Annotated in this window: 17 protein-coding genes; 7 read left to right on the forward strand and 10 right to left on the reverse strand. The window is 58.1% G+C overall.

Translation table 11 applies throughout. From position 1 onward, the window contains the following. Nucleotides 1-76 precede the first annotated feature (76 nt). A complete protein-coding gene (locus IB213_RS01220; RefSeq protein ID WP_191722531.1) occupies nucleotides 77-520 on the forward strand; it encodes a hypothetical protein in 444 nt (147 codons plus the stop codon). 123 nt (nucleotides 521-643) lie between these two features. On the opposite strand, the gene IB213_RS01225 is transcribed toward IB213_RS01220, so the two are convergent. From IB213_RS01225 to ilvA, 9 genes are all read right to left on the reverse strand, one after another. After that, the gene (locus tag IB213_RS01225) at nucleotides 644-1,558 is read right to left on the reverse strand and encodes a 5'-nucleotidase (protein ID WP_192405132.1); all 915 of its coding nucleotides are present in this window, start codon (nucleotides 1,556-1,558) and stop codon (nucleotides 644-646) included. 104 nt (nucleotides 1,559-1,662) lie between these two features. Continuing rightward, nucleotides 1,663-2,325, reverse strand: coding sequence for a glutathione S-transferase family protein (locus tag IB213_RS01230; RefSeq protein ID WP_192405133.1), 663 nt, complete (start codon nucleotides 2,323-2,325; stop codon nucleotides 1,663-1,665). A gap of 115 nt (nucleotides 2,326-2,440) precedes the next feature. Further along, complete coding sequence (locus IB213_RS01235; protein WP_192405134.1) at nucleotides 2,441-3,139, reverse strand: YafY family protein; 699 nt, start codon at nucleotides 3,137-3,139, stop codon at nucleotides 2,441-2,443. A gap of 20 nt (nucleotides 3,140-3,159) precedes the next feature. Next, nucleotides 3,160-4,155, reverse strand: a complete 996-nt coding sequence (locus tag IB213_RS01240) for an LLM class flavin-dependent oxidoreductase (protein WP_192405135.1) — start codon at nucleotides 4,153-4,155, stop codon at nucleotides 3,160-3,162. A gap of 99 nt (nucleotides 4,156-4,254) precedes the next feature. Next, the gene (locus tag IB213_RS01245; protein ID WP_191722536.1) at nucleotides 4,255-4,563 is read right to left on the reverse strand and encodes a hypothetical protein; all 309 of its coding nucleotides are present in this window, start codon (nucleotides 4,561-4,563) and stop codon (nucleotides 4,255-4,257) included. Nucleotides 4,564-4,749: 186 nt separating this feature from the next. Next, nucleotides 4,750-5,019 carry a DUF2164 domain-containing protein gene (locus tag IB213_RS01250; protein ID WP_192405136.1) on the reverse strand — a complete coding sequence of 90 codons (270 nt, stop codon included), beginning with the start codon at nucleotides 5,017-5,019 and terminating at the stop codon, nucleotides 4,750-4,752. Nucleotides 5,020-5,051: 32 nt separating this feature from the next. Next, on the reverse strand, nucleotides 5,052-5,693 hold the full coding sequence (locus tag IB213_RS01255; RefSeq protein WP_192405137.1) for a histidine phosphatase family protein: 642 nt from the start codon (nucleotides 5,691-5,693) through the stop codon (nucleotides 5,052-5,054). Between the two features lie 7 nt (nucleotides 5,694-5,700). Next, nucleotides 5,701-6,528: an adenosylcobinamide-GDP ribazoletransferase gene (locus IB213_RS01260; RefSeq protein WP_192405138.1), complete on the reverse strand. Its 828-nt coding sequence runs from the start codon at nucleotides 6,526-6,528 to the stop codon at nucleotides 5,701-5,703. Nucleotides 6,529-6,614: 86 nt separating this feature from the next. After that, a complete protein-coding gene (ilvA, locus tag IB213_RS01265; RefSeq protein ID WP_191722540.1) occupies nucleotides 6,615-8,174 on the reverse strand; it encodes a threonine ammonia-lyase, biosynthetic in 1,560 nt (519 codons plus the stop codon). A 376-nt stretch (nucleotides 8,175-8,550) separates the two neighbouring features. Between ilvA and IB213_RS01270 the strand changes: the two genes are divergently transcribed. The 3 genes from IB213_RS01270 to IB213_RS01280 all read left to right on the forward strand — a co-directional run bounded on the left by IB213_RS01270 (nucleotide 8,551) and on the right by IB213_RS01280 (nucleotide 11,961). Then, a complete protein-coding gene (locus tag IB213_RS01270) occupies nucleotides 8,551-9,000 on the forward strand; it encodes an OsmC family protein (RefSeq protein WP_191722541.1) in 450 nt (149 codons plus the stop codon). Nucleotides 9,001-9,428: 428 nt separating this feature from the next. After that, the gene (locus IB213_RS01275; protein WP_192405139.1) at nucleotides 9,429-10,454 is read left to right on the forward strand and encodes a porin; all 1,026 of its coding nucleotides are present in this window, start codon (nucleotides 9,429-9,431) and stop codon (nucleotides 10,452-10,454) included. 196 nt (nucleotides 10,455-10,650) lie between these two features. Then, the gene (locus IB213_RS01280; protein WP_191722543.1) at nucleotides 10,651-11,961 is read left to right on the forward strand and encodes a porin; all 1,311 of its coding nucleotides are present in this window, start codon (nucleotides 10,651-10,653) and stop codon (nucleotides 11,959-11,961) included. Nucleotides 11,962-12,362: 401 nt separating this feature from the next. Here IB213_RS01280 and IB213_RS01285 read toward each other — a convergent pair whose 3' ends face one another. Continuing rightward, nucleotides 12,363-13,211: a MurR/RpiR family transcriptional regulator gene (locus IB213_RS01285; protein WP_191722544.1), complete on the reverse strand. Its 849-nt coding sequence runs from the start codon at nucleotides 13,209-13,211 to the stop codon at nucleotides 12,363-12,365. A gap of 151 nt (nucleotides 13,212-13,362) precedes the next feature. Between IB213_RS01285 and tal the strand changes: the two genes are divergently transcribed. Genes tal through pgi form a run of 3 tightly spaced genes read left to right on the forward strand, consistent with a single transcriptional unit; the run spans nucleotide 13,363 to nucleotide 17,103 of the window. Continuing rightward, complete coding sequence (gene tal / locus IB213_RS01290; RefSeq protein ID WP_191722545.1) at nucleotides 13,363-14,310, forward strand: transaldolase; 948 nt, start codon at nucleotides 13,363-13,365, stop codon at nucleotides 14,308-14,310. A gap of 50 nt (nucleotides 14,311-14,360) precedes the next feature. Continuing rightward, nucleotides 14,361-15,479, forward strand: a complete 1,119-nt coding sequence (locus IB213_RS01295) for a beta-ketoacyl-ACP synthase III (RefSeq protein ID WP_191722546.1) — start codon at nucleotides 14,361-14,363, stop codon at nucleotides 15,477-15,479. A gap of 7 nt (nucleotides 15,480-15,486) precedes the next feature. Beyond that, nucleotides 15,487-17,103 carry a glucose-6-phosphate isomerase gene (gene pgi, locus IB213_RS01300; RefSeq protein ID WP_192405140.1) on the forward strand — a complete coding sequence of 539 codons (1,617 nt, stop codon included), beginning with the start codon at nucleotides 15,487-15,489 and terminating at the stop codon, nucleotides 17,101-17,103. The last annotated feature ends 130 nt before the right edge of the window (nucleotides 17,104-17,233 follow it).

Raw genomic sequence — 17,233 nt, forward strand, 5'->3', positions numbered from 1 at the left:
TCTGCAAGGTGCCGATAAAAAGGTCGGAACCAATTATTGTCGACGTCAATCCTGACCGTGAACCGAGGGCCTAGCTATGCAAATACCACCTGTAGAACGTAATCCCATTCAGTGGACGAATACCCAGGGTGCCAATTTGTATTCCACAGGTGCTTCGGGGCCGGCAGCCGTTCGTCCGGTGCACGCCGTCAACGCGGTGGAGTCCACCGACCAGTTGGGCGAAGGCGTTACGGTCACCATCAAGAACCCGGAAAAGCCCACCGACAAGAGCCTGACGGACCGCGACTGGACCGAAGTGCAGGAGAAAAAGGCCAAGGAAGAGGTGGAAGAGCCTCCCAAAGAGCCTATCTACAAGCAGCTGATTGAGCACATTCAGTCCATGTGGCGCGCCAGCGCCATGGCCGTGGAAGCGGCCCAGGAAGCCCAGAAAACTGACCAGCAAGAGCGCAACATGCTGCAGGTGCGTACCCAGCCGCTGACCTATGAAGAGCCCAAGGTCAAGCGCACAGGTGGTCTGTAAGCACAAGAAGTCAGGTTCCAGAAAAAGCCACCTGCGGGTGGCTTTTTTGATGTCCTGGGTGCCCCAGACGCTGCAGACGCTGCGAGGTGGAGCAAGGGCTGGGCAATGGCGCAGTTCAACCCGCTATGTGCGAGTGTTGGCAATGCCGCTGCGCACGTGACCGGCGGGCACATGGGCGCTGGCGGACTGTACGTGCCCGGTCTGGTCGTCAAAGAAAAAGTCTGGCGCAAACTCGCGCAGAAATTCGCCTTTGGGCAGGCCACCCAGAAACATGGCCTCATCCACTTCAATTTGCCAGTCCATCAGCGTGCGAATGGCTCGTTCGTGCGCGGGAGCGCTGCGTGCAGTGACCAGGGCGGTGCGCAGGTGCATGCCACCGGTGTCACCTGCTTGTACAGCTTTTTGCAGGCGGTGCAGCGCTGCCAGCAATGGTTTGAAGGGGCCGTCAGGCAGCGGCTGGGCCACGTGTTCAACTTCGTGGCGTAAAAAAGCATCCAGCCCTTGCGCCTGGTACACGCGTTCGGCTTCGTCGGAGAACAGCACGGCATCTCCGTCGAAAGCAATGCGCACTTCGTGGGGATGGGCATTGCTGGCACCGGCCGATTCGGTCAGCACGCGGGCTGCGGGGTAACCCAGGCCCAAAGCCTCGGTCACATCGGCCTCGTTGGCGGACAGAAACAGGTGAGCCCCCAGCGGGCGCAAGTAGCCAAAGGGATCGCGCCCCTGGGTGAACACGCCGCGCTGCAGGGTGTCCAGCCCGTGTGCCCTGGCACTGCGAAATACGCGCATGCCGCTGACCGGGTCATTGCGTGAAAGCACCACCACTTCGACGCGGCGCTTGCCGCTGTGATTGAAAGCCAGCAGCTTGCGCACCAGGGGCAAAGCCACTCCGGGCGCAGCGGGTACGTCCAGCCGCTGGCGCTGCAGCTGCACGTAGGCGCCCGGGTCTTGGTCAAACAGCTGGTTTTCTTCTTCAAAATTGAAGAGGGCGCGTGATGAGATGGCGACCACCAGCTGGTCTTGCAGTGAGACGGACATGAAACATTCCTTGCAGCGAAACGGGGGCTGGCCCAAGCATAACGGTTGCATTACCTGCTGCCTGACTGTCGCCCCCGCCTCTATGTGTCTCTGCGGAACGTGGCCTACGGCTGAGCGCTGATCAGGCTGTCGTCGATCTGCTTGGCGCGCAGTGCGGCGGGGCGATCCATCAGGGGCTGGTAGTAACGTTCGAACTCTGGCAGCTTGGGCAACTGGCCGTGCTGGCAGGCCCAGGCCAGATAGGTAGACAGGTAAATATCAGCCGCGCTGAAGTGTGTGCCGCAGACATAGGTTTTGCCTTGTACAGCCAGCTGCAGGGTGCCGATGACATCTTCCATGCGGCCATAACCGGCGGTCTGGGCTTGCTGCAGCGTTTGCTGGGCCAGCCAGCCTTCAGCCTGTGCCGTAGTGATGGCTTCGACCGGCCCTGCTACAAAAAACAGCCAGCGATAGTAGCTGCCGCGCTCTGCGCTGCCCACAGCGGGGGCCAGCTGGCGCTCAGGGAACAGGTCGGCCAGATAGGCCAGTGCGGCAGCGGTTTCTGAGATGACTGTCTGGCCATGCTGCAGCGCAGGCACTTTGCCCATGGGGTTCAGGGCCAGATAGGCGGGGGCCTTCATGCTGGTGCCGTAGTCAAGCAGCACGGCTTCGTAAGTGGCCTGGCATTCCTCGAGCATCCAGCGCACCGAGCGGGCGCGTGACATGGGGTGAAAGAAAAAGCGCAGGGTGTCGCTGTTATTGGTTTTTTGGGTGCTGTGTTGCTGCATCTGTGTGCTCCGTTTGCGATGGCGAAGTAGCCATGCAGGGCACTGTAGGCAGGCACGCTGTCAGTTTGTGTCAGTGGTGGCTGGCGGGCTTGGGCCGCAGTGCCGCCCCAGTGGCTCAGCCCATCTGCACCTGGTAACCTGTGTGCTGGAGCCAGCGGCGAATCAATTGCTGGCGCGACTGGGGGTAGCGCTCTCCACTGTCGTGCAGGGTGAGCACGCGATCGGCGCGAAAGTGGCGAAAGTCCTGGCGCAGCTCGCACCAGGCGGAGACCACCCGGCAGCGTTCAAAGTAGGCCATGGCAAAGGGCCAGACCGGGCGGTGCGTGAGCACGCCATGCTGGTCCTGGTAGTGCAGCACCACTTTGTGCTGGGCGCGAATGGCCTGGCGCAGTGAGCTCTGCCAGGGCTCGGGCTGCTGGTCGGGCGCAGCAACGGGTGGCACAAGCAGCCCGGTGGTATCGACCTCAATGCGCAGCTCCAGCGGCAGGGCCGATCGGATGCGGTCCATGGCCGTGCCAGCGGCGCTGGCCAGTTGCGGGTCGGCCTGCTGGCGGGCCCAGCGGGCACCCAGCAGCAGGGCTTCCAGCTCGTCGGCGGTGAACATCAGCGGGGGCAGCAAAAAGCCGGGCCGCATTTCATAGCCGACACCGGGGTCGCCCACAATGGCTGCGCCTTGCTCGCGCAGCGTGGCAATGTCGCGGTACAGCGTGCGCAGGCTGATTTGCAGCGTCTGCGCAAGCTGTGGCCCGCTGCGCGGCTGGCGGGCACGGCGCAGCAGGTCCAGCAGTTGAAGCAGGCGGGCCGGGCGGCTCATGCGCACAAGCTGGCGTGGGTTTATTTGAGCGCTTGTGCAGCAATCTCCAGGCTGCTCAGGCGCAGCATGGGGTTGTACACGTCGGTCACCAAAATCAGCTCGTCGGCTTCGGTCGTTTCCTGAATGCGGGCAAAGCCTGCTCGCACCGTATCGGGGCCACCGACCACAGACATGGCCAGAAAGTCGTTGATGGCGGCTTGCTCACGCGGGCCCAGTTGCTGCATGAAGCCTTCAACGGGCGCAGGCAGCTGGCCGCGCTGGCCGGTCAGGATGCCCAGCACGCGCTGCTGCGTGCTGGTGGCCAGAAATTGCGCTTCTTCATCAGTGGGTGCTGCCACCACGGGCACGCCCACCATCACATAAGGCTTTGCCAGCGTGGCAGAGGGGCGAAACATGCTGCGATACAGCTCAATGGCCTGGTGCAAAAAGCGCGGTGCAAAGTGCGAGGCAAAGGCGTAGGGCAGCCCTTTCATGGCCGCCAGCTGTGCAGAAAACAGGCTGGAGCCCAGCAGCCAGATGGGGATGTTGGTGTTGGTGCCCGGTGTGGCGGTGATGCGCGCGCCTTCTTGCGCGGGGCCCAGCAGGCGCTGCAGCTCTGCTACGTCAGCGGGGAAGTCCTGCTCAGTTTCCACGCGGTCACGGCGCAGCGCGCGCATGGTGGCTCCATCGGTGCCGGGGGCACGGCCCAGACCCAGATCAATGCGGCCCGGATACAGCTCGGCCAGCGTGCCAAAGGCTTCGGCCACTACCAGCGGTGCATGGTTGGGCAGCATGATGCCGCCCGAGCCCACGCGGATGCGTTCTGTCTTGCCGGCAATGTGGCCAATCAGTACCGAGGTGGCTGAGCTGGCAATGCCCGGCATGTTGTGGTGCTCGGCCAGCCAGTAACGGGCAAAGCCCAGTGCTTCGGCTTTCTGTGCGGTTTGTACGGCAATGTCCAGCGCCTGGCGCACGGTGCCGCCTTCGCGCACAGCCACCAGGTCAAGCATGGACAGACGGGGCGTTTTGAAATGCATGGGAAGCTCCACTCTTGAAATAGAAGCTATCAGCGCTTATGCATGCTTGTTTTTAGATATAAAACTATCTGAAAACAAGCTCTGATAAGCGATGGAAGCTCATTTTTTAGATGCGCCTTGTTGAATGGCGCGCTGGCTGGTTTCGTTCTTGCAGATGATGGCCACCAGTACGCACCACACAATGGCAACGACTGCGATGCCCCAGTTGTTGTCGCCCATCTCCATCGCGACAAAGGACAGCGGCAATGCCACCAGTGCGCCCATGCGAATGAGGCGGTTGAGCGTGAACGTGCTCAGGCGCTGTTTCAGCACCACAAGGGCGATGAAACTGGCAACGGCCAAGAGCGTGATGTAGAGAAAAGCATCGCCACCGTAGGGGGTGGCCCAAGTGCGCAGGGATTCAAACATGCAGCCATTGTGGGGCAGGTGCCAAGCCCGGGATGGTGTCGGGTTATGGCTGTGTCAAAGGTTTGTTGCTGCTGGCATCAGCCATTTCAGCGCAGATTTGTTGGCAGTTAAGGCGCGCAGCTGCTGTCAGCATCTGTGCAGTTTCAAGACCTGGCGGCGTTGCAACCATGCGCTGTGAGCAGCCGCTCAGCTGCGGCGCGTGCGCGCGGGCTGCGGCCAGTAGGTGAAGGGGGCGTGGTGCACTTCAATGTCAATTTCTGCCACACGTTGCTGCAGGCGCTCTTGCGCATCGGCCACGCCCTGGTTGTAGGCGACAGGGGCAATTTCTTGCAGAAAAAACTTCAGCAGCCCGCCAGCGGCGACATTGCCAATCGGCTCGTCCATGTGCTCGCTGAAATAGCGTTCGATAGAGGCAATCGCCTGTTGCTGGGATTCAGGGGTGAGTTGCAAAGACATTGCGGTGTAGCTCTCAGCGCCAAGCAGCGCAGTTAAGGGTTCAGGTGGGAAAGGCGGGGGGCGGCTGCGGCCCACGGCAGTGCCAGCCATTGCCCAAAGCCGGGCGCGGGCAGGGTCCATGCGGCACTGCTGGGCAGGGCGTTGCCGTGTTGCAGCAACCACTGCACGCAGCGGATGACGCCTGCATGGGTGGCCCAGACGACATCGCGCGTGCCCTGCTGGCTATCCACCAGCCAGCTGTGCTGCAGCGCCGCTTGAACGCGTTGCAGCATGCTGGCCAGTGACTCGCTCCCGCCGGGGGCGTAGTGGGGCAGGTCGGCGGCCCATGCATCAACGTGTGCGCGGGAGATGTCGTGCCACGCCACGCCTTCCCACGCGCCAAAATCCATCTCTTGCAGCCGTGTGTCGGCGTGGGGGTGAAAAACTAGGCGGGACTGTTGCTCAATCAATGCGTGCGCAAGTTGCCCACATCTTTGTAAGGGCGAGTGGCGCAGCACGACGGTGCAAGCGGTGGGGGATGAAAAGTTCTTTGCAGTGTTGGCAGCCAGTGCCTTCACCAAGTCTTGCGCCGCAGCGGCAGTCAGCGCCGCATCGGCAGCCACATTCAGGCGGCCATAGCAGATGCCGCTGTCAATCAGGGGGCGTGCATGGCGCGCCAGCCACAGCGTGCTCATCGCCGCGTCATAGCTGGTGGCCCAGATACAGGGCCGTGGCCAGCAGCATGGCCAGCTCGCTGAGCTGCTGGCATGCACCCAGGCAGTCGCCTGTCATGCCGCCCAGACGTTTTTTGAACCAGCAGCGCAGCAGCCATGTGGTGACAGCCATGGCGGCCAGCAGGCCCAGGACAAAACTGTAAATACCCAGCCAGCCCAGCAGTACCAGTGCAGGCAGGCACCAAAAAGCCCCGGTCAGCAGACCTTGCCAGCCCATCTGCTGGCCCGCTACGTGCAGAGTTTTGCTGCTGGCCGCCAGCCCGACATGGGGCAGGCTGCGCATCAGCACCAGTGGCGCAAAGCGCGACAGCACATGGATGCAGCACACCAGCACGAGGATGGGGACCGGCCCCCAAAAGTCTTGCATGGCGCTGAGCAGCAAAGCGATCAGGGTCACTTTGGTCAGCAAGGCCATGACCAGCGTCATCACGCCATAGGCACCGAGGCGCGAGTCCTTCATGATCTCCAGCGCGCGTTCGGGCGGCACAAAGCCACCCAGCCCATCGGCCACATCGGCCAGGCCATCTTCATGAAACCCTCCCGTCAGCCACAGGGTGCCTGCCGTGCTGAGGACGGCTGCCAGCAGCGGCGTCCACGGGGTATCTGGCATCAGCCAGCAGACACCACCCATCCACAGTGCTGCCCACAGCCCCACCAGCCAGCCCACGCCGGGCAGATGGGCTGCGCTGGCGCGCTGCATCTCGGAGCTCCAGCCCACCCACGCCGCCATGCGCCCTGTGACCGGAATGCGACTGAAAAACTGCACGGCCAGCAAAAAATGGCGAAGGGCTTGCATGAAGGTTGTTTAAAAGGTGGACTGCAAGCGCTTTATGCATCAGCGCTTGGGGGCGAAAAGGATTGGGTGGGGAAAAGCTTGAAATGCTATTTCAAGAACAGCTGGTAGGCAGGGTTCTGGGTCTCTTCCACCCATGGGTAGCCCAGTTGCTTGAGGAAGCTATCAAACTTTTTGCTGTCTTTCTCAGGCACCTGCATGCCCACCAGAATGCGGCCATAGTCAGCGCCCTGGTTGCGGTAGTGGAACAGCGAGATGTTCCAGGTCGGTGCCATCAGGCTGAGGAACTTGAACAGTGCGCCGGGACGCTCGGGGAAGACGAAGCGCAGCAGGCGCTCTTCTTGTGCCAGCGGCGAATGTCCGCCCACCATGTGGCGCAGGTGTTCCTTGGCCATCTCGTCAAACGTCAGGTCCAGCGCATCAAAGCCATTCTTGTGAAAATTCTTGCAGATTTTTTCGCTCTCGCCCTTGGTGGGTGTGGTCAGGCCGACAAAAACGTGGGCCTTGCTGTCGTGGCTGATGCGGTAGTTGAACTCGGTCACGCTGCGCGGACCGCCGGGCAGCTTGCCCACCACCTCGCAAAAGCGCTTGAAGCTGCCGCGCTCTTCGGGAATGGTCACGGCAAACAGGGCCTCGCGCTCTTCACCCACCTCGGCCCGCTCGGCCACAAAGCGCAGGCGGTCAAAGTTCATGTTCGCGCCGCAAAGAATGGCCGCGTAGGTCTCGCCCTTGGTCTTGTGCTTGGCCACGTACTGCTTGATGGCCGCCACAGCCAGCGCCCCTGAGGGCTCGACGATGGAGCGCGTGTCTACAAAAATGTCTTTGATGGCCGCGCAGACGGCATCGGTGTCCACCACCACATAGTCATCCACAAGGTCTTTGGCGATGCGGAAAGTCTCTTCGCCCACCAGCTTCACCGCAGTGCCGTCGGCAAACAGGCCCACGTCGGCCAGCTCTATGCGCTCGCCCGCCTGCACCGACTGCAGCATGGCGCTGGAATCCTTGGTGTGCACGCCAATGACCTTGATCTCGGGGCGCACAGCCTTGATGTAGTTGGCCACGCCGCTGATCAGGCCGCCGCCGCCAATCGCTACAAACACCGCATCCAGGCGCTGGCTGCCCAGCTTTTGCAACTGGCGCAGCATCTCCATGGCGATGGTGCCCTGGCCGGCAATCACGTCCGGATCATCAAAGGGGTGCACAAAGGTCAGGCCTTCGGTTTTTTGCAGCTTGACCGCGTGCTTGTAGGCATCGGAATAGCTTTCACCCGCCAGTACCACCTCGCCGCCCAGCGCAGCTACGGCATCCACCTTCACCTGCGGGGTGGTGGTGGGCATCACGATCACGGCGCGGCAGCCCAGCTTCTTGGCACTCATGGCCACGCCTTGAGCGTGGTTGCCCGCGGATGCGCAGATCACCCCTTTGCCCAGTTGCTCAGCCGTCAGGTGTGCCATCTTGTTATAGGCACCACGCAGCTTGAAGCTGAAGACAGGCTGCTGGTCTTCTCGCTTGAGCAGCACCTTGTTGTGCAGACGGCGGCTGAGGTTCTTGGCCGGGTCCAGATCAGATTCAATTGCCACGTCGTAGACGCGGGCGTTCAGAATCTTGGTGAGGTAATCAAAGGGCGTAAGTGTCTTTTGTGCAGGCATAGGGCGACAAATCAAGCGTGCTGGCGCAAAGAAGGCGCACAGTCCAGATCCGTCATCATAGGCATGTGACCGCAGTGCGCGCCATGACAGTGCTGCAACACGGCCATCGCGGCACAAAAAAAGCCCCAAGCCGCGAGGGCTTGGGGCTGAATCCACCGTTAGAGGAGGTGGAGGAGACAACTGGTGCGCTACAGTAGCCAATGCCGACTGTGGTGTCGCCGGGTAGAACCAGCGATTCAACGCAGGAGCGCATTGTAACGCGAGAAATGTTGCGTTGCAACAAGATTTCAAGGTTTTCTGAAACTACAGTTTTGCCATTCGCTGACTGAGTTGCGGCAAACCGGCCAACTGACTACATCTCTGAGGAGAAAACAACATGGAATGCACCGTAAGCTGGACAGGCGCAGCAAGCACACGATCTGGAATGGGTTTTATTGCCGAAACAGGCAGCGGCCACGTACTGGCCATGGATGGTGCTCCGGATGAGCGCAATCCTGCCAATGGCGGACAGAATCTGGCCCCGCGCCCCATGGAGGCACTGCTGGCAGGCACTGGTGGATGCACGGCCTATGACGTCGTGCTTATCTTGAAACGTGGCCGCCATGACGTACGTGGCTGCTCCGTCAAACTGACCGCAGAGCGCGCCGAAGTGGAGCCCAAGGTTTTCACCAAGATCAATATGCACTTCACCGTAACGGGTAAGGGCCTGCCCGAAACCGCAGTAGAGCGCGCGATTGCCATGAGCCATGAGAAATATTGCTCGGCCAGCATCATGCTGGGCAAGACTGCCGAGATCACCACCAGCTTTGAACTGCACGAAGCTTAAAAGCTTTAAAAATTTGAAAAAGCGCCGAAAAGGCGCTTTTTTTATGTATTTTTTATATCAACCGCAGGCGATTGAATGCACAGAGGAGGCGAAGTGCTCGCGTGAATAGGGTGCGTGAATTTATGTCGGTGTGCACTTACTGCTGTAGCTGCGACGCAGTCAGAAGAAGTGTCGTTATTTATTTGAAATTGCGACATTGCCGTGCGACACACCATTTGAGAGTGGTTTGTTGCACGTGAGCAACAGAATGGGATGAATTCAGCCCTGAGCAGGGGATTTTCTTTGCGCAAGGGTGTCCAGTCTGGTGCAATAAGCCCAACTTCCCCACCAGGAGGTTGGCGCGCTCAACAGGCCCGGCTCGAGTTGATTGAGTCAAGGCAACAAAAAACTGCTGCTGCGTGCCCTCTATAAACCTTGGAGTAATTGATATGAAGAAATCTCTGATCGCCTTGGCCGTGCTGGCCTCTTCCGGCGCTGCAATGGCTCAGTCTTCCGTGACCCTGTACGGTGTTGTTGACACCAGCATCGGCTACGTGAAGGGTGAAGATAGCGTTTCTGGCATGCTGAACAGCGGCAACGCTACAAGCCGTCTGGGCTTCCGCGGTGTGGAAGACCTGGGCAACGGCCTGAAGGCTGAGTTTGTTGTTGAAGGCGAGTTGCAGCCTGATGACGGCACTGCCGGTGGCCTGAACTTCAAGCGTCAATCCACAGTTGGCCTGTCCGGCAGCTTCGGTCAAGTGCGTCTGGGCCGTGCTCTGACAGCTTCGTACAACGCTGTTAGCCGTTACGACCTGTTCGGTACCGTGGGTCTGGGTTCTACCCTGGCATGGAACGGTACACAAACTGGTTACCAAAACCGTAGCAACAACATGATCAGCTACATCTCGCCTAAGTTCTCGGGCTTTGGCGTGGGTATCGACTACGGTTTTGGTGAGCAAGAAGCCAACCGCACAGCTCGTTACATGGGCGTTGGCGCAACCTATGACAACGGCCCTCTGAGCCTGGGTCTGGGTTACGACAAGCAAAACAACGGCTTGGTAGCTGCTGGTACTGAAGACCTGAAGACTTGGCAACTGGGTGGTTCTTACAACTTTGGCGTAGCCAAGTTGCTGGCCTTCTACAAGAACACCAAGTACAACGAAATTGCTACAGGTGATGACGTAAGTCTGAAGTCGTACAACGTGGGCGTGTCCGTGCCTGTGGGTGCTGCTGGTGAAGTTAAGGCCACCTACAACAACTACAAGATCAGCGACAACGGCGGCAAGGCCAACCAGTTCTCGCTGGGCTACGTGCACAACATGTCCAAGCGCACAGCTTTGTACGGCACATACGCTTACCTGAAGAACAAGGACGGTGCTAACTTCGGTCTGAACGGTGCTTTCACTGGCGTTAATGGCGCTAATGACTCCGGCAAGATGCACGGTCTGCAAGTTGGTGTTCGCCACGCTTTCTAATATGAAGCTGGGCTAGCCTCAGTTTTTGTTAGATAAAAAAGCCAGCCTTCGGGCTGGCTTTTTGCATTTGCAGCGTCTGTGGCACGGGAAAACGAGCGTGGTTTTCGTGCTAAGAATGAAATTAGAACGGCAGTGCTTTTCTAGAATGAAATTGCATCCTGAATCGAACAATTTCACTTCAAGAGGAGACAAGCAGATGCAAAAGAAAATCGTAGCGCTCGCCGCAGGCATACTTTGTGCCACTGTCATGCCAGCCATGGCCCAGGCAACTGGCGCTAGCAAGGTGGAGCTGTGGGGAATTGTGGATGCGGCTATTCGCCACACCAACAATGAAGGTCCCGCTAAAGGTAATCTGACCAAAATGATCGGCGGCGGCATGTCTCAAAGCCGCTGGGGCATCAAAGTGGAGGAAGATTTGGGGGGCGGAACCAAGGCGCTCGTTGAATTGGAAAATCGCTTTAATGCGGACGATGGCACAGTAAGCACACCGTTTTTTCAGCTGGCCTATGTGGGCTTACAAGGACCTTATGGCCGGTTGACGATGGGTCGTCAGTGGAACGTGCTGTTTGATGTGGTGACCAGCACTTATTCATCGTTCCCTTACTCGCCCTATATGGAAGCGTTCAAGCCCGAGTTGGGTATGGCGGCAGGCGCACGTACCAGCAATGCACTGAAGTACACCTTGGCCACCCCTACGCGTAGCTGGGTAGGTACGGTGCAGTACTCGTTTGCCGAAGGCAACGACAACACTGACAACGTGCGTAATGTCGGGCTCGGTTTGCTGCCATTCCCAGGCGCCACACCATTGTCTGCTCCAGTGAAGGCTGGCATTGATAACGCTGTTGCAGCGGCCACTGGCAGTACCACGCCCAATGCGCTGACGACTGCAGCTGGTGGCATCGCATCAGGGGCGCTGAAAACAATGGGTGGTTTCTTGCGTTATTCGGAAAATGGAATCTCAGTGGGTGGCGGTTTCTTGAGAACATCGCTGCCTGGTGGTTCTGATCTGGATGCCTGGACTTTTGGCGGCTCTTACCGCACCGGGGCTTTGTACCTTAATTTAGGTTACGGACAAAACAAGGTGAAGTGGAAGTCTCCCGGCACACCGACGACCGTTGGAGCCTATGTAGGCGCACTGGCTGACCGTTTGGTTGATCAGGCCATCATTAACAACATGTGGCAAGGTCAGACCAATGGTGGTTTCCAGGTGGGTGATTCGGACAAGCGCCAAATGATCAAAGTGGGCTTTGGCTACCAGGTGACGCCACAGATTAATGCTGGCATGCATTACTTTCATGCCAAGCAGTCTGGCTCCACCTCGGGTGTCTCCAATGGCAAGTCCAACATGATGGTGGCAGCGCTGGACTATGCATTCAGCAAGCGCACTGATGCATATTTCGCGGTAGATCACACCAAGGTGTCTGGTGGGCAGAGGATCTATATCGATGCAGCCAGCCTAGCACGCAGCCGGACAGGCATCACCGCAGGCCTGCGCCATCGCTTCTAAGCTATTGGCAGCTTCATAAAACCGGCGTTACTGCCGGTTTTTTTCGTTTGCAGCACCCTGGAGCTGCTAGCACAGTCGTTAATTTGCCCTTGCGTTGCCGCGCCGTACTCGTACGGCTTGAGCTACTTGTGGTTTGCTGGGAGGTGTTAACAGCGCTCAAGCATGTTAAAGGCCTTGTTCTAAGCAGAAAAAATAAGAGCTTTTAGCGCTTGTCACATAAGGACTTCAGATAGTTTTATATCTGAAGTCCTTTGTTTTTAAGCCTTGATAGCTATTGAAATAGCAGAGAGTGCGCAATCGGCCTATTTCTAAGCCCCTGCTTGACCGTGTCGCACCACTTGGGCTGCTTGCTGCTTCGTTAACGCAGCAACTCTTAGACTGGCTCGGTGGTGCAGGCTGCGTTAAATGCCATAGCGTTTTTGTTGTAGCTGGTTTTGCAGGTTCTGCAAATTTTGCGCCAAGCTGCCGTCCATCTTTAAGGCCACTGCGGTGGCCAGAATATCGATGATGAGCAAGTGCAGCAGGCGCGACGCCATCGGGCTGTAGAGGTCAGATCCTTCCAGATTATCGGCGGCCAGCAGGATGTGGCAGCTGTCAGATAACTGCGTATGGCTGGATGTGATGGCAATGATGGTCGCGCCTTGAGAGCGGGCGATGTGGGCCACGTCGACCAGCTCTCGTGTGCGGCCAGAATTGGAGATGACGATCAGGCAGTCGCCCTGCCTGAGCATGGTTGCACCCATGGTCTGGATGTGACTGTCACTGGTGGCCTGGCTGCTGATGCCAAGGCGAAAAAACTTGTGCTGAGCGTCTTGGGCAACAACGCCTGAGTTGCCGACACCATAAATCTCCACACGTTTTTTAGCCTTCCAGGCATTCACGATGGCATCTACCGCGTGTTCAATGGCCGTTGCGTTGGCAGCGTTGCGGTACTGCAAGAATGCAGCGACTGAGTTGTCGATGACTTTGACCAAGACGTCTGAAGTCTTGTCATCGGCATCAACGCTGCGGTGTACAAATGGAACACCTTCTGCCACATTGCCCGCCAGCTTGAGCTTGAAATCGGCCAAGCCGTCGTACCCCAGGCTTCGGCAGAAGCGGATCACCGTTGGTTTGCTGACTTGCGCTTTTTCTGCCAGCTCACGGACAGGCAGGCGTGCAAAACTGTGAGGATCTGCCAGCACAAGCTGCCCCACCCGTTGCTCGGCAGGCGCCAGCGAAGGGAGAGAGGCTGAAATTCGATCAAGCATGTGCAGGCCTTGGTGAAGTGTCGGAAAAGGTGCAATTTTGCGTCACTTGCAACAAACCAAGTCAGATGCAGGTTTTGCGCAGCCGTATGCCTAAAACGCACACTACACTTGGTTTTTGATTTGAAAAACACACAACAAGAAGTGAGACAAGATGAACCAGTTGGAGCAGCTCAAGCAATGTACGGTGGTGGTGGCAGATACCGGTAATTTTCAGCAACTCACGCAGTTCAAGCCACAAGACGCGACGACCAACCCTTCCCTGATTTTGAAGGCGGTCCAGCTGCCAGAGTATCGGCCTTTGCTGGTGGATATGGCACGCCAGTGGCAAGGCAAATCTCTGGAGGAAGTGACGGATCGCTTGCTGGTGAGGTTTGGCTGCGAGATTTTGTCGGTGGTGCCAGGCCGTGTCTCTACAGAAGTCGATGCCCGCTTGTCTTTCAATACACAAGCCACCCTTGCGCGTGCAGAGCGGCTTATCGAGCTGTACCAAGCGGCGGGCATACACACTGACCGTGTTCTGATCAAGATTGCCGCGACGTGGGAGGGCATTGAGGCGGCTCGGTTGCTGGAAATGCGCGGCATTCATACCAACCTCACCTTGCTCTTCTCTAAAGTGCAGGCCGTTGCCTGTGGACAAGCCAAGGTGTGCCTGATATCGCCGTTTGTGGGGCGTATTTACGACTGGTACAAGAAACAGGCGGGCGCGCAGTGGGATGAGGCCGCTATGTCTGGTGCCAATGATCCTGGAGTGCGGTCTGTGCGTGCGATTTATGAGTACTACAAGCATTTCGGCATCACGACGGAAGTCATGGGCGCCAGCTTTCGCAGTACGGGGCAAATTGTGGCGTTAGCGGGCTGCGACTTGCTGACCATTGCGCCTGAGCTCTTGGCGCAGCTGAGTCAAAGTCAAGCCCCGGTGCAGCGGGCACTGGATGCGCAGCAGGCACGAAGTCTTAATTTGCATGCAGAGCATTACGATGAGGCAGGCTTTCGCTATGCCTTGAATGCAGATGCCATGGCCACGGAGAAGCTTGCGGAAGGCATTCGAGCCTTTGCTGCCGATGCCATCAAGCTTGAACAGCTCATCGAAGCGGCCTGATCGTTAAACTTGCAGGCTGCGCCGCGCTGGCGGGTCATGGAAATATTTTTATGCATTCTGTTGTTATTAGCGGTACGGGCTTGTATCAGCCGCCTCACACCATCACCAATGCCGAGCTGGTGGAGGCTTTCAATAGCTACGTGGATCTTCAAAATGCACGTTTCGCCAGCGACATAGCCGCGGGTAGCCGCCCGGCGTTGCAGCATTCGAGCGTGGAATTCATCGAGAAAGCCTCTGGCATTGGGCAACGCTACGTGTTGGAGAAAACGGGGGTACTTGATCCGCAGCGCATGTATCCACGTTTTCAGGAGCGCTCTGACGATCAGCTGTCATTGATGGCAGAAATTGCAGTCGCCGCCGCCCATGAAGCACTGGCGCAGGCCGGTAAAACGGGTGCTGATATTGATATGGTGCTGTGCGCAGCTTCCAATATGCAGCGCGCCTATCCCGCCATGGCAGTGGAAATTCAGCAAGCCCTGGGGGCCGGGGGCTATGGGTTTGACATGAATGTAGCTTGCTCATCGGCCACATTTGCGATTGAACAAGCCGTTAATGCCGTGCGTTGTGGCACTGCTCAGTGTGTACTGGTTGTGAATCCAGAAATTACGTCTGCACACCTTGAGTGGCGTGACCGCGACTGCCACTTTATCTTTGGTGATGTGTGTACGGCAGTGATCATTGAACGTGCAGACACTGCCACCAGCCAGGATGCGTGGGAGGTGCTGGGCACTCATTTGGCGACACAGTTCTCCAACAATATTCGCAACAACTTCGGTTTCATGAATCGAAGTGAAGACAGTGATCCTGTTGCGCGTGACAAGACTTTCCGGCAAGAAGGCCGTAAGGTATTCAAGGAAGTTGTGCCGATTGCTGCGGCACACATTCAAGCGCATCTGGAAAAAATGGATCAGACACCTGAGCAAGTCCGCCGCTACTGGCTGCACCAGGCTAATTTGGGGATGAACCAGCTGGTCTTGAAGAAACTGGTGGGAGAGGCCTCGGCTGACCGTGCGCCGCTGATTCTGGACGAATTTGCCAATACCGCTTCTGCGGGATCCATCATCGCTTTTCACAAGCACCGTGCAGATCTGCTGGCCGGTGATACGGGCGTGATCTGCTCTTTTGGAGCAGGGTATTCCGTGGGAAGCGTGGTAGTGCGCAAGCGCTAAGTCAAGCATGGATTTGGTCTGTCATGAAGCGCCAGAGTGGGCGCAGCTGCAAGTGCACTTTCAAGCCTTCAAAGAAGGCTTTGACCTGCAGCAAGCGTTCGGTGCTGATCCTCAGCGCCTGGAAAAACTAAGTCAGCAAGCGCCTTATGTGTTTGCAGATTTATCCAAAAATTGGCTGCTGGAAAATACGGAAGCACTGCTGGCCCAACTGGGCCATGCACGCAAGGTACATGCGTTGCGTGACAGCATGCTGGCCGGGCAGGCCATCAACACAAGTGAAGGGCGTGGCGCCATGCACTGGCTGCTGCGCACGCCACAAGATGGTGGCTTGCTGCGTGAAAACAAAGTTGTGCAGGCATGGCCGGCAGACATGCGCCAGGCATTGGGTGATGTTCACAGCACCTTGGATGCCATGCTCCAATTGGCGGAGCAACTGCGCGCAGACTCGCGCATCACGGATGTGGTCAATATTGGTATTGGTGGCTCGCACCTTGGCCCGGAAGTGGTGGTGCAGGCGCTGGAAGACTGGGTCGATACGGGCAAACAATTTCACTTTGTCTCGAATGTCGACGGGCATGAACTTGGGCATGTACTGCGCAAGGTCAGACCTGAGAGCACCCTCTTTCTGATTGCGTCCAAGTCCTTCACTACGGCGGAAACCATGCTCAATGCGCATTCCGCACGTGAGTGGTTCTTGGCCAACGGGGGCAGTGACAGCGCCGAAGATGCGTGCAATATTGATCGCCACTTTGTGGCGCTGACAACCAATACAGAGGCTGCGGCTGCCTTCGGTATTTCACGCACTCTGGGCTTTTGGGACTGGGTCGGTGGCCGATTCTCTCTGTGGTCAGCCATTGGCTTGCCAATTGCCATTGCGATAGGGGCAACGCAATTTCGTCGCCTGCTGCAGGGCGCGCATGCAATGGATGTGCACTTCTTTACCGCACCTGATGCGCAGAATTTACCCATGCGCTTGGGGCTGCTGGACGTGTGGAATCGCAACTTTTGCGGCTTCAGCAGCCGTTGCATTGCTCCATACAGCCATGGGTTGCGCCGGTTGACAGCCTATCTACAGCAACTGGAGATGGAGAGCAATGGCAAGCGCGTGACGCGCCATGGCCACAAGCTGGAGGTGCCCACCTGCGCCGTGGTATGGGGTGAGCCCGGAACCAATGGCCAGCATGCCTTCTTTCAGATGCTTCACCAGGGCCCTGATGTCATTCCAGTGGAATTCATTGCGCTGCGCGATGGGGGCAAGTATCTGGGTGCACACCACCAAAGTCTGGTGATCAATGCCATTGCCCAGGCACAGGCGCTGATGGTCGGACGCCATGGCGAGGGCGTGGAGCGGGACTGTCCAGGCAACCGGCCCAGTACGTTCTTGCTGCTGCAATCGCTGGACCCCGCGTCCTTGGGGGCGCTGATCGCATTGTATGAGCACCGTGTGTTTGTTTCTGGTGCGGTGTGGGGCATCAACAGCTTTGACCAGTGGGGTGTAGAGCTGGGTAAAAAGCTGGCGCAGGAGCTGCGCGTCTGCCAGCAAACCGATGACTGGCGTGGTGTAGATCCATCGACTGTTTCCTTGATGCAGCGCCTGGCAGAGTCGCCAGTCAATGGCAATTAAAGAGGCGCTATCCACGCTTTGCGGGTAAGCGTCAAAGCCGCGTTGCCCGCTAAGACAAAAGGCCGCTTTCGCGGCCTTTTGTCTTATTGTGTGCAGCAACCGAAGTGTTGTCACTTCGGTTGGCAGCTTG

The sequence above is a fragment of the Comamonas sp. CMM02 genome, assembly GCF_014851485.1.
GTDB lineage: Bacteria > Pseudomonadota > Gammaproteobacteria > Burkholderiales > Burkholderiaceae_C > Comamonas > Comamonas avium.

Excerpts from the sequence above, each read along its gene's own strand:
- IB213_RS01220 (WP_191722531.1), top strand. The coding sequence starts at position 77 with ATGCAAATACCACCTGTAGAACGTAATCCCATTCAGTGGACGAATACC.
- IB213_RS01225 (WP_192405132.1), bottom strand. The coding sequence starts at position 1,558 with ATGTCCGTCTCACTGCAAGACCAGCTGGTGGTCGCCATCTCATCACGC.
- IB213_RS01230 (WP_192405133.1), bottom strand. The coding sequence starts at position 2,325 with ATGCAGCAACACAGCACCCAAAAAACCAATAACAGCGACACCCTGCGC.
- IB213_RS01235 (WP_192405134.1), bottom strand. The coding sequence starts at position 3,139 with ATGAGCCGCCCGGCCCGCCTGCTTCAACTGCTGGACCTGCTGCGCCGT.
- IB213_RS01240 (WP_192405135.1), bottom strand. The coding sequence starts at position 4,155 with ATGCATTTCAAAACGCCCCGTCTGTCCATGCTTGACCTGGTGGCTGTG.
- IB213_RS01245 (WP_191722536.1), bottom strand. The coding sequence starts at position 4,563 with ATGTTTGAATCCCTGCGCACTTGGGCCACCCCCTACGGTGGCGATGCT.
- IB213_RS01250 (WP_192405136.1), bottom strand. The coding sequence starts at position 5,019 with ATGTCTTTGCAACTCACCCCTGAATCCCAGCAACAGGCGATTGCCTCT.
- IB213_RS01255 (WP_192405137.1), bottom strand. The coding sequence starts at position 5,693 with ATGAGCACGCTGTGGCTGGCGCGCCATGCACGCCCCCTGATTGACAGC.
- IB213_RS01260 (WP_192405138.1), bottom strand. The coding sequence starts at position 6,528 with ATGCAAGCCCTTCGCCATTTTTTGCTGGCCGTGCAGTTTTTCAGTCGC.
- ilvA (WP_191722540.1), bottom strand. The coding sequence starts at position 8,174 with ATGCCTGCACAAAAGACACTTACGCCCTTTGATTACCTCACCAAGATT.
- IB213_RS01270 (WP_191722541.1), top strand. The coding sequence starts at position 8,551 with ATGGAATGCACCGTAAGCTGGACAGGCGCAGCAAGCACACGATCTGGA.
- IB213_RS01275 (WP_192405139.1), top strand. The coding sequence starts at position 9,429 with ATGAAGAAATCTCTGATCGCCTTGGCCGTGCTGGCCTCTTCCGGCGCT.
- IB213_RS01280 (WP_191722543.1), top strand. The coding sequence starts at position 10,651 with ATGCAAAAGAAAATCGTAGCGCTCGCCGCAGGCATACTTTGTGCCACT.
- IB213_RS01285 (WP_191722544.1), bottom strand. The coding sequence starts at position 13,211 with ATGCTTGATCGAATTTCAGCCTCTCTCCCTTCGCTGGCGCCTGCCGAG.
- tal (WP_191722545.1), top strand. The coding sequence starts at position 13,363 with ATGAACCAGTTGGAGCAGCTCAAGCAATGTACGGTGGTGGTGGCAGAT.
- IB213_RS01295 (WP_191722546.1), top strand. The coding sequence starts at position 14,361 with ATGCATTCTGTTGTTATTAGCGGTACGGGCTTGTATCAGCCGCCTCAC.
- pgi (WP_192405140.1), top strand. The coding sequence starts at position 15,487 with ATGGATTTGGTCTGTCATGAAGCGCCAGAGTGGGCGCAGCTGCAAGTG.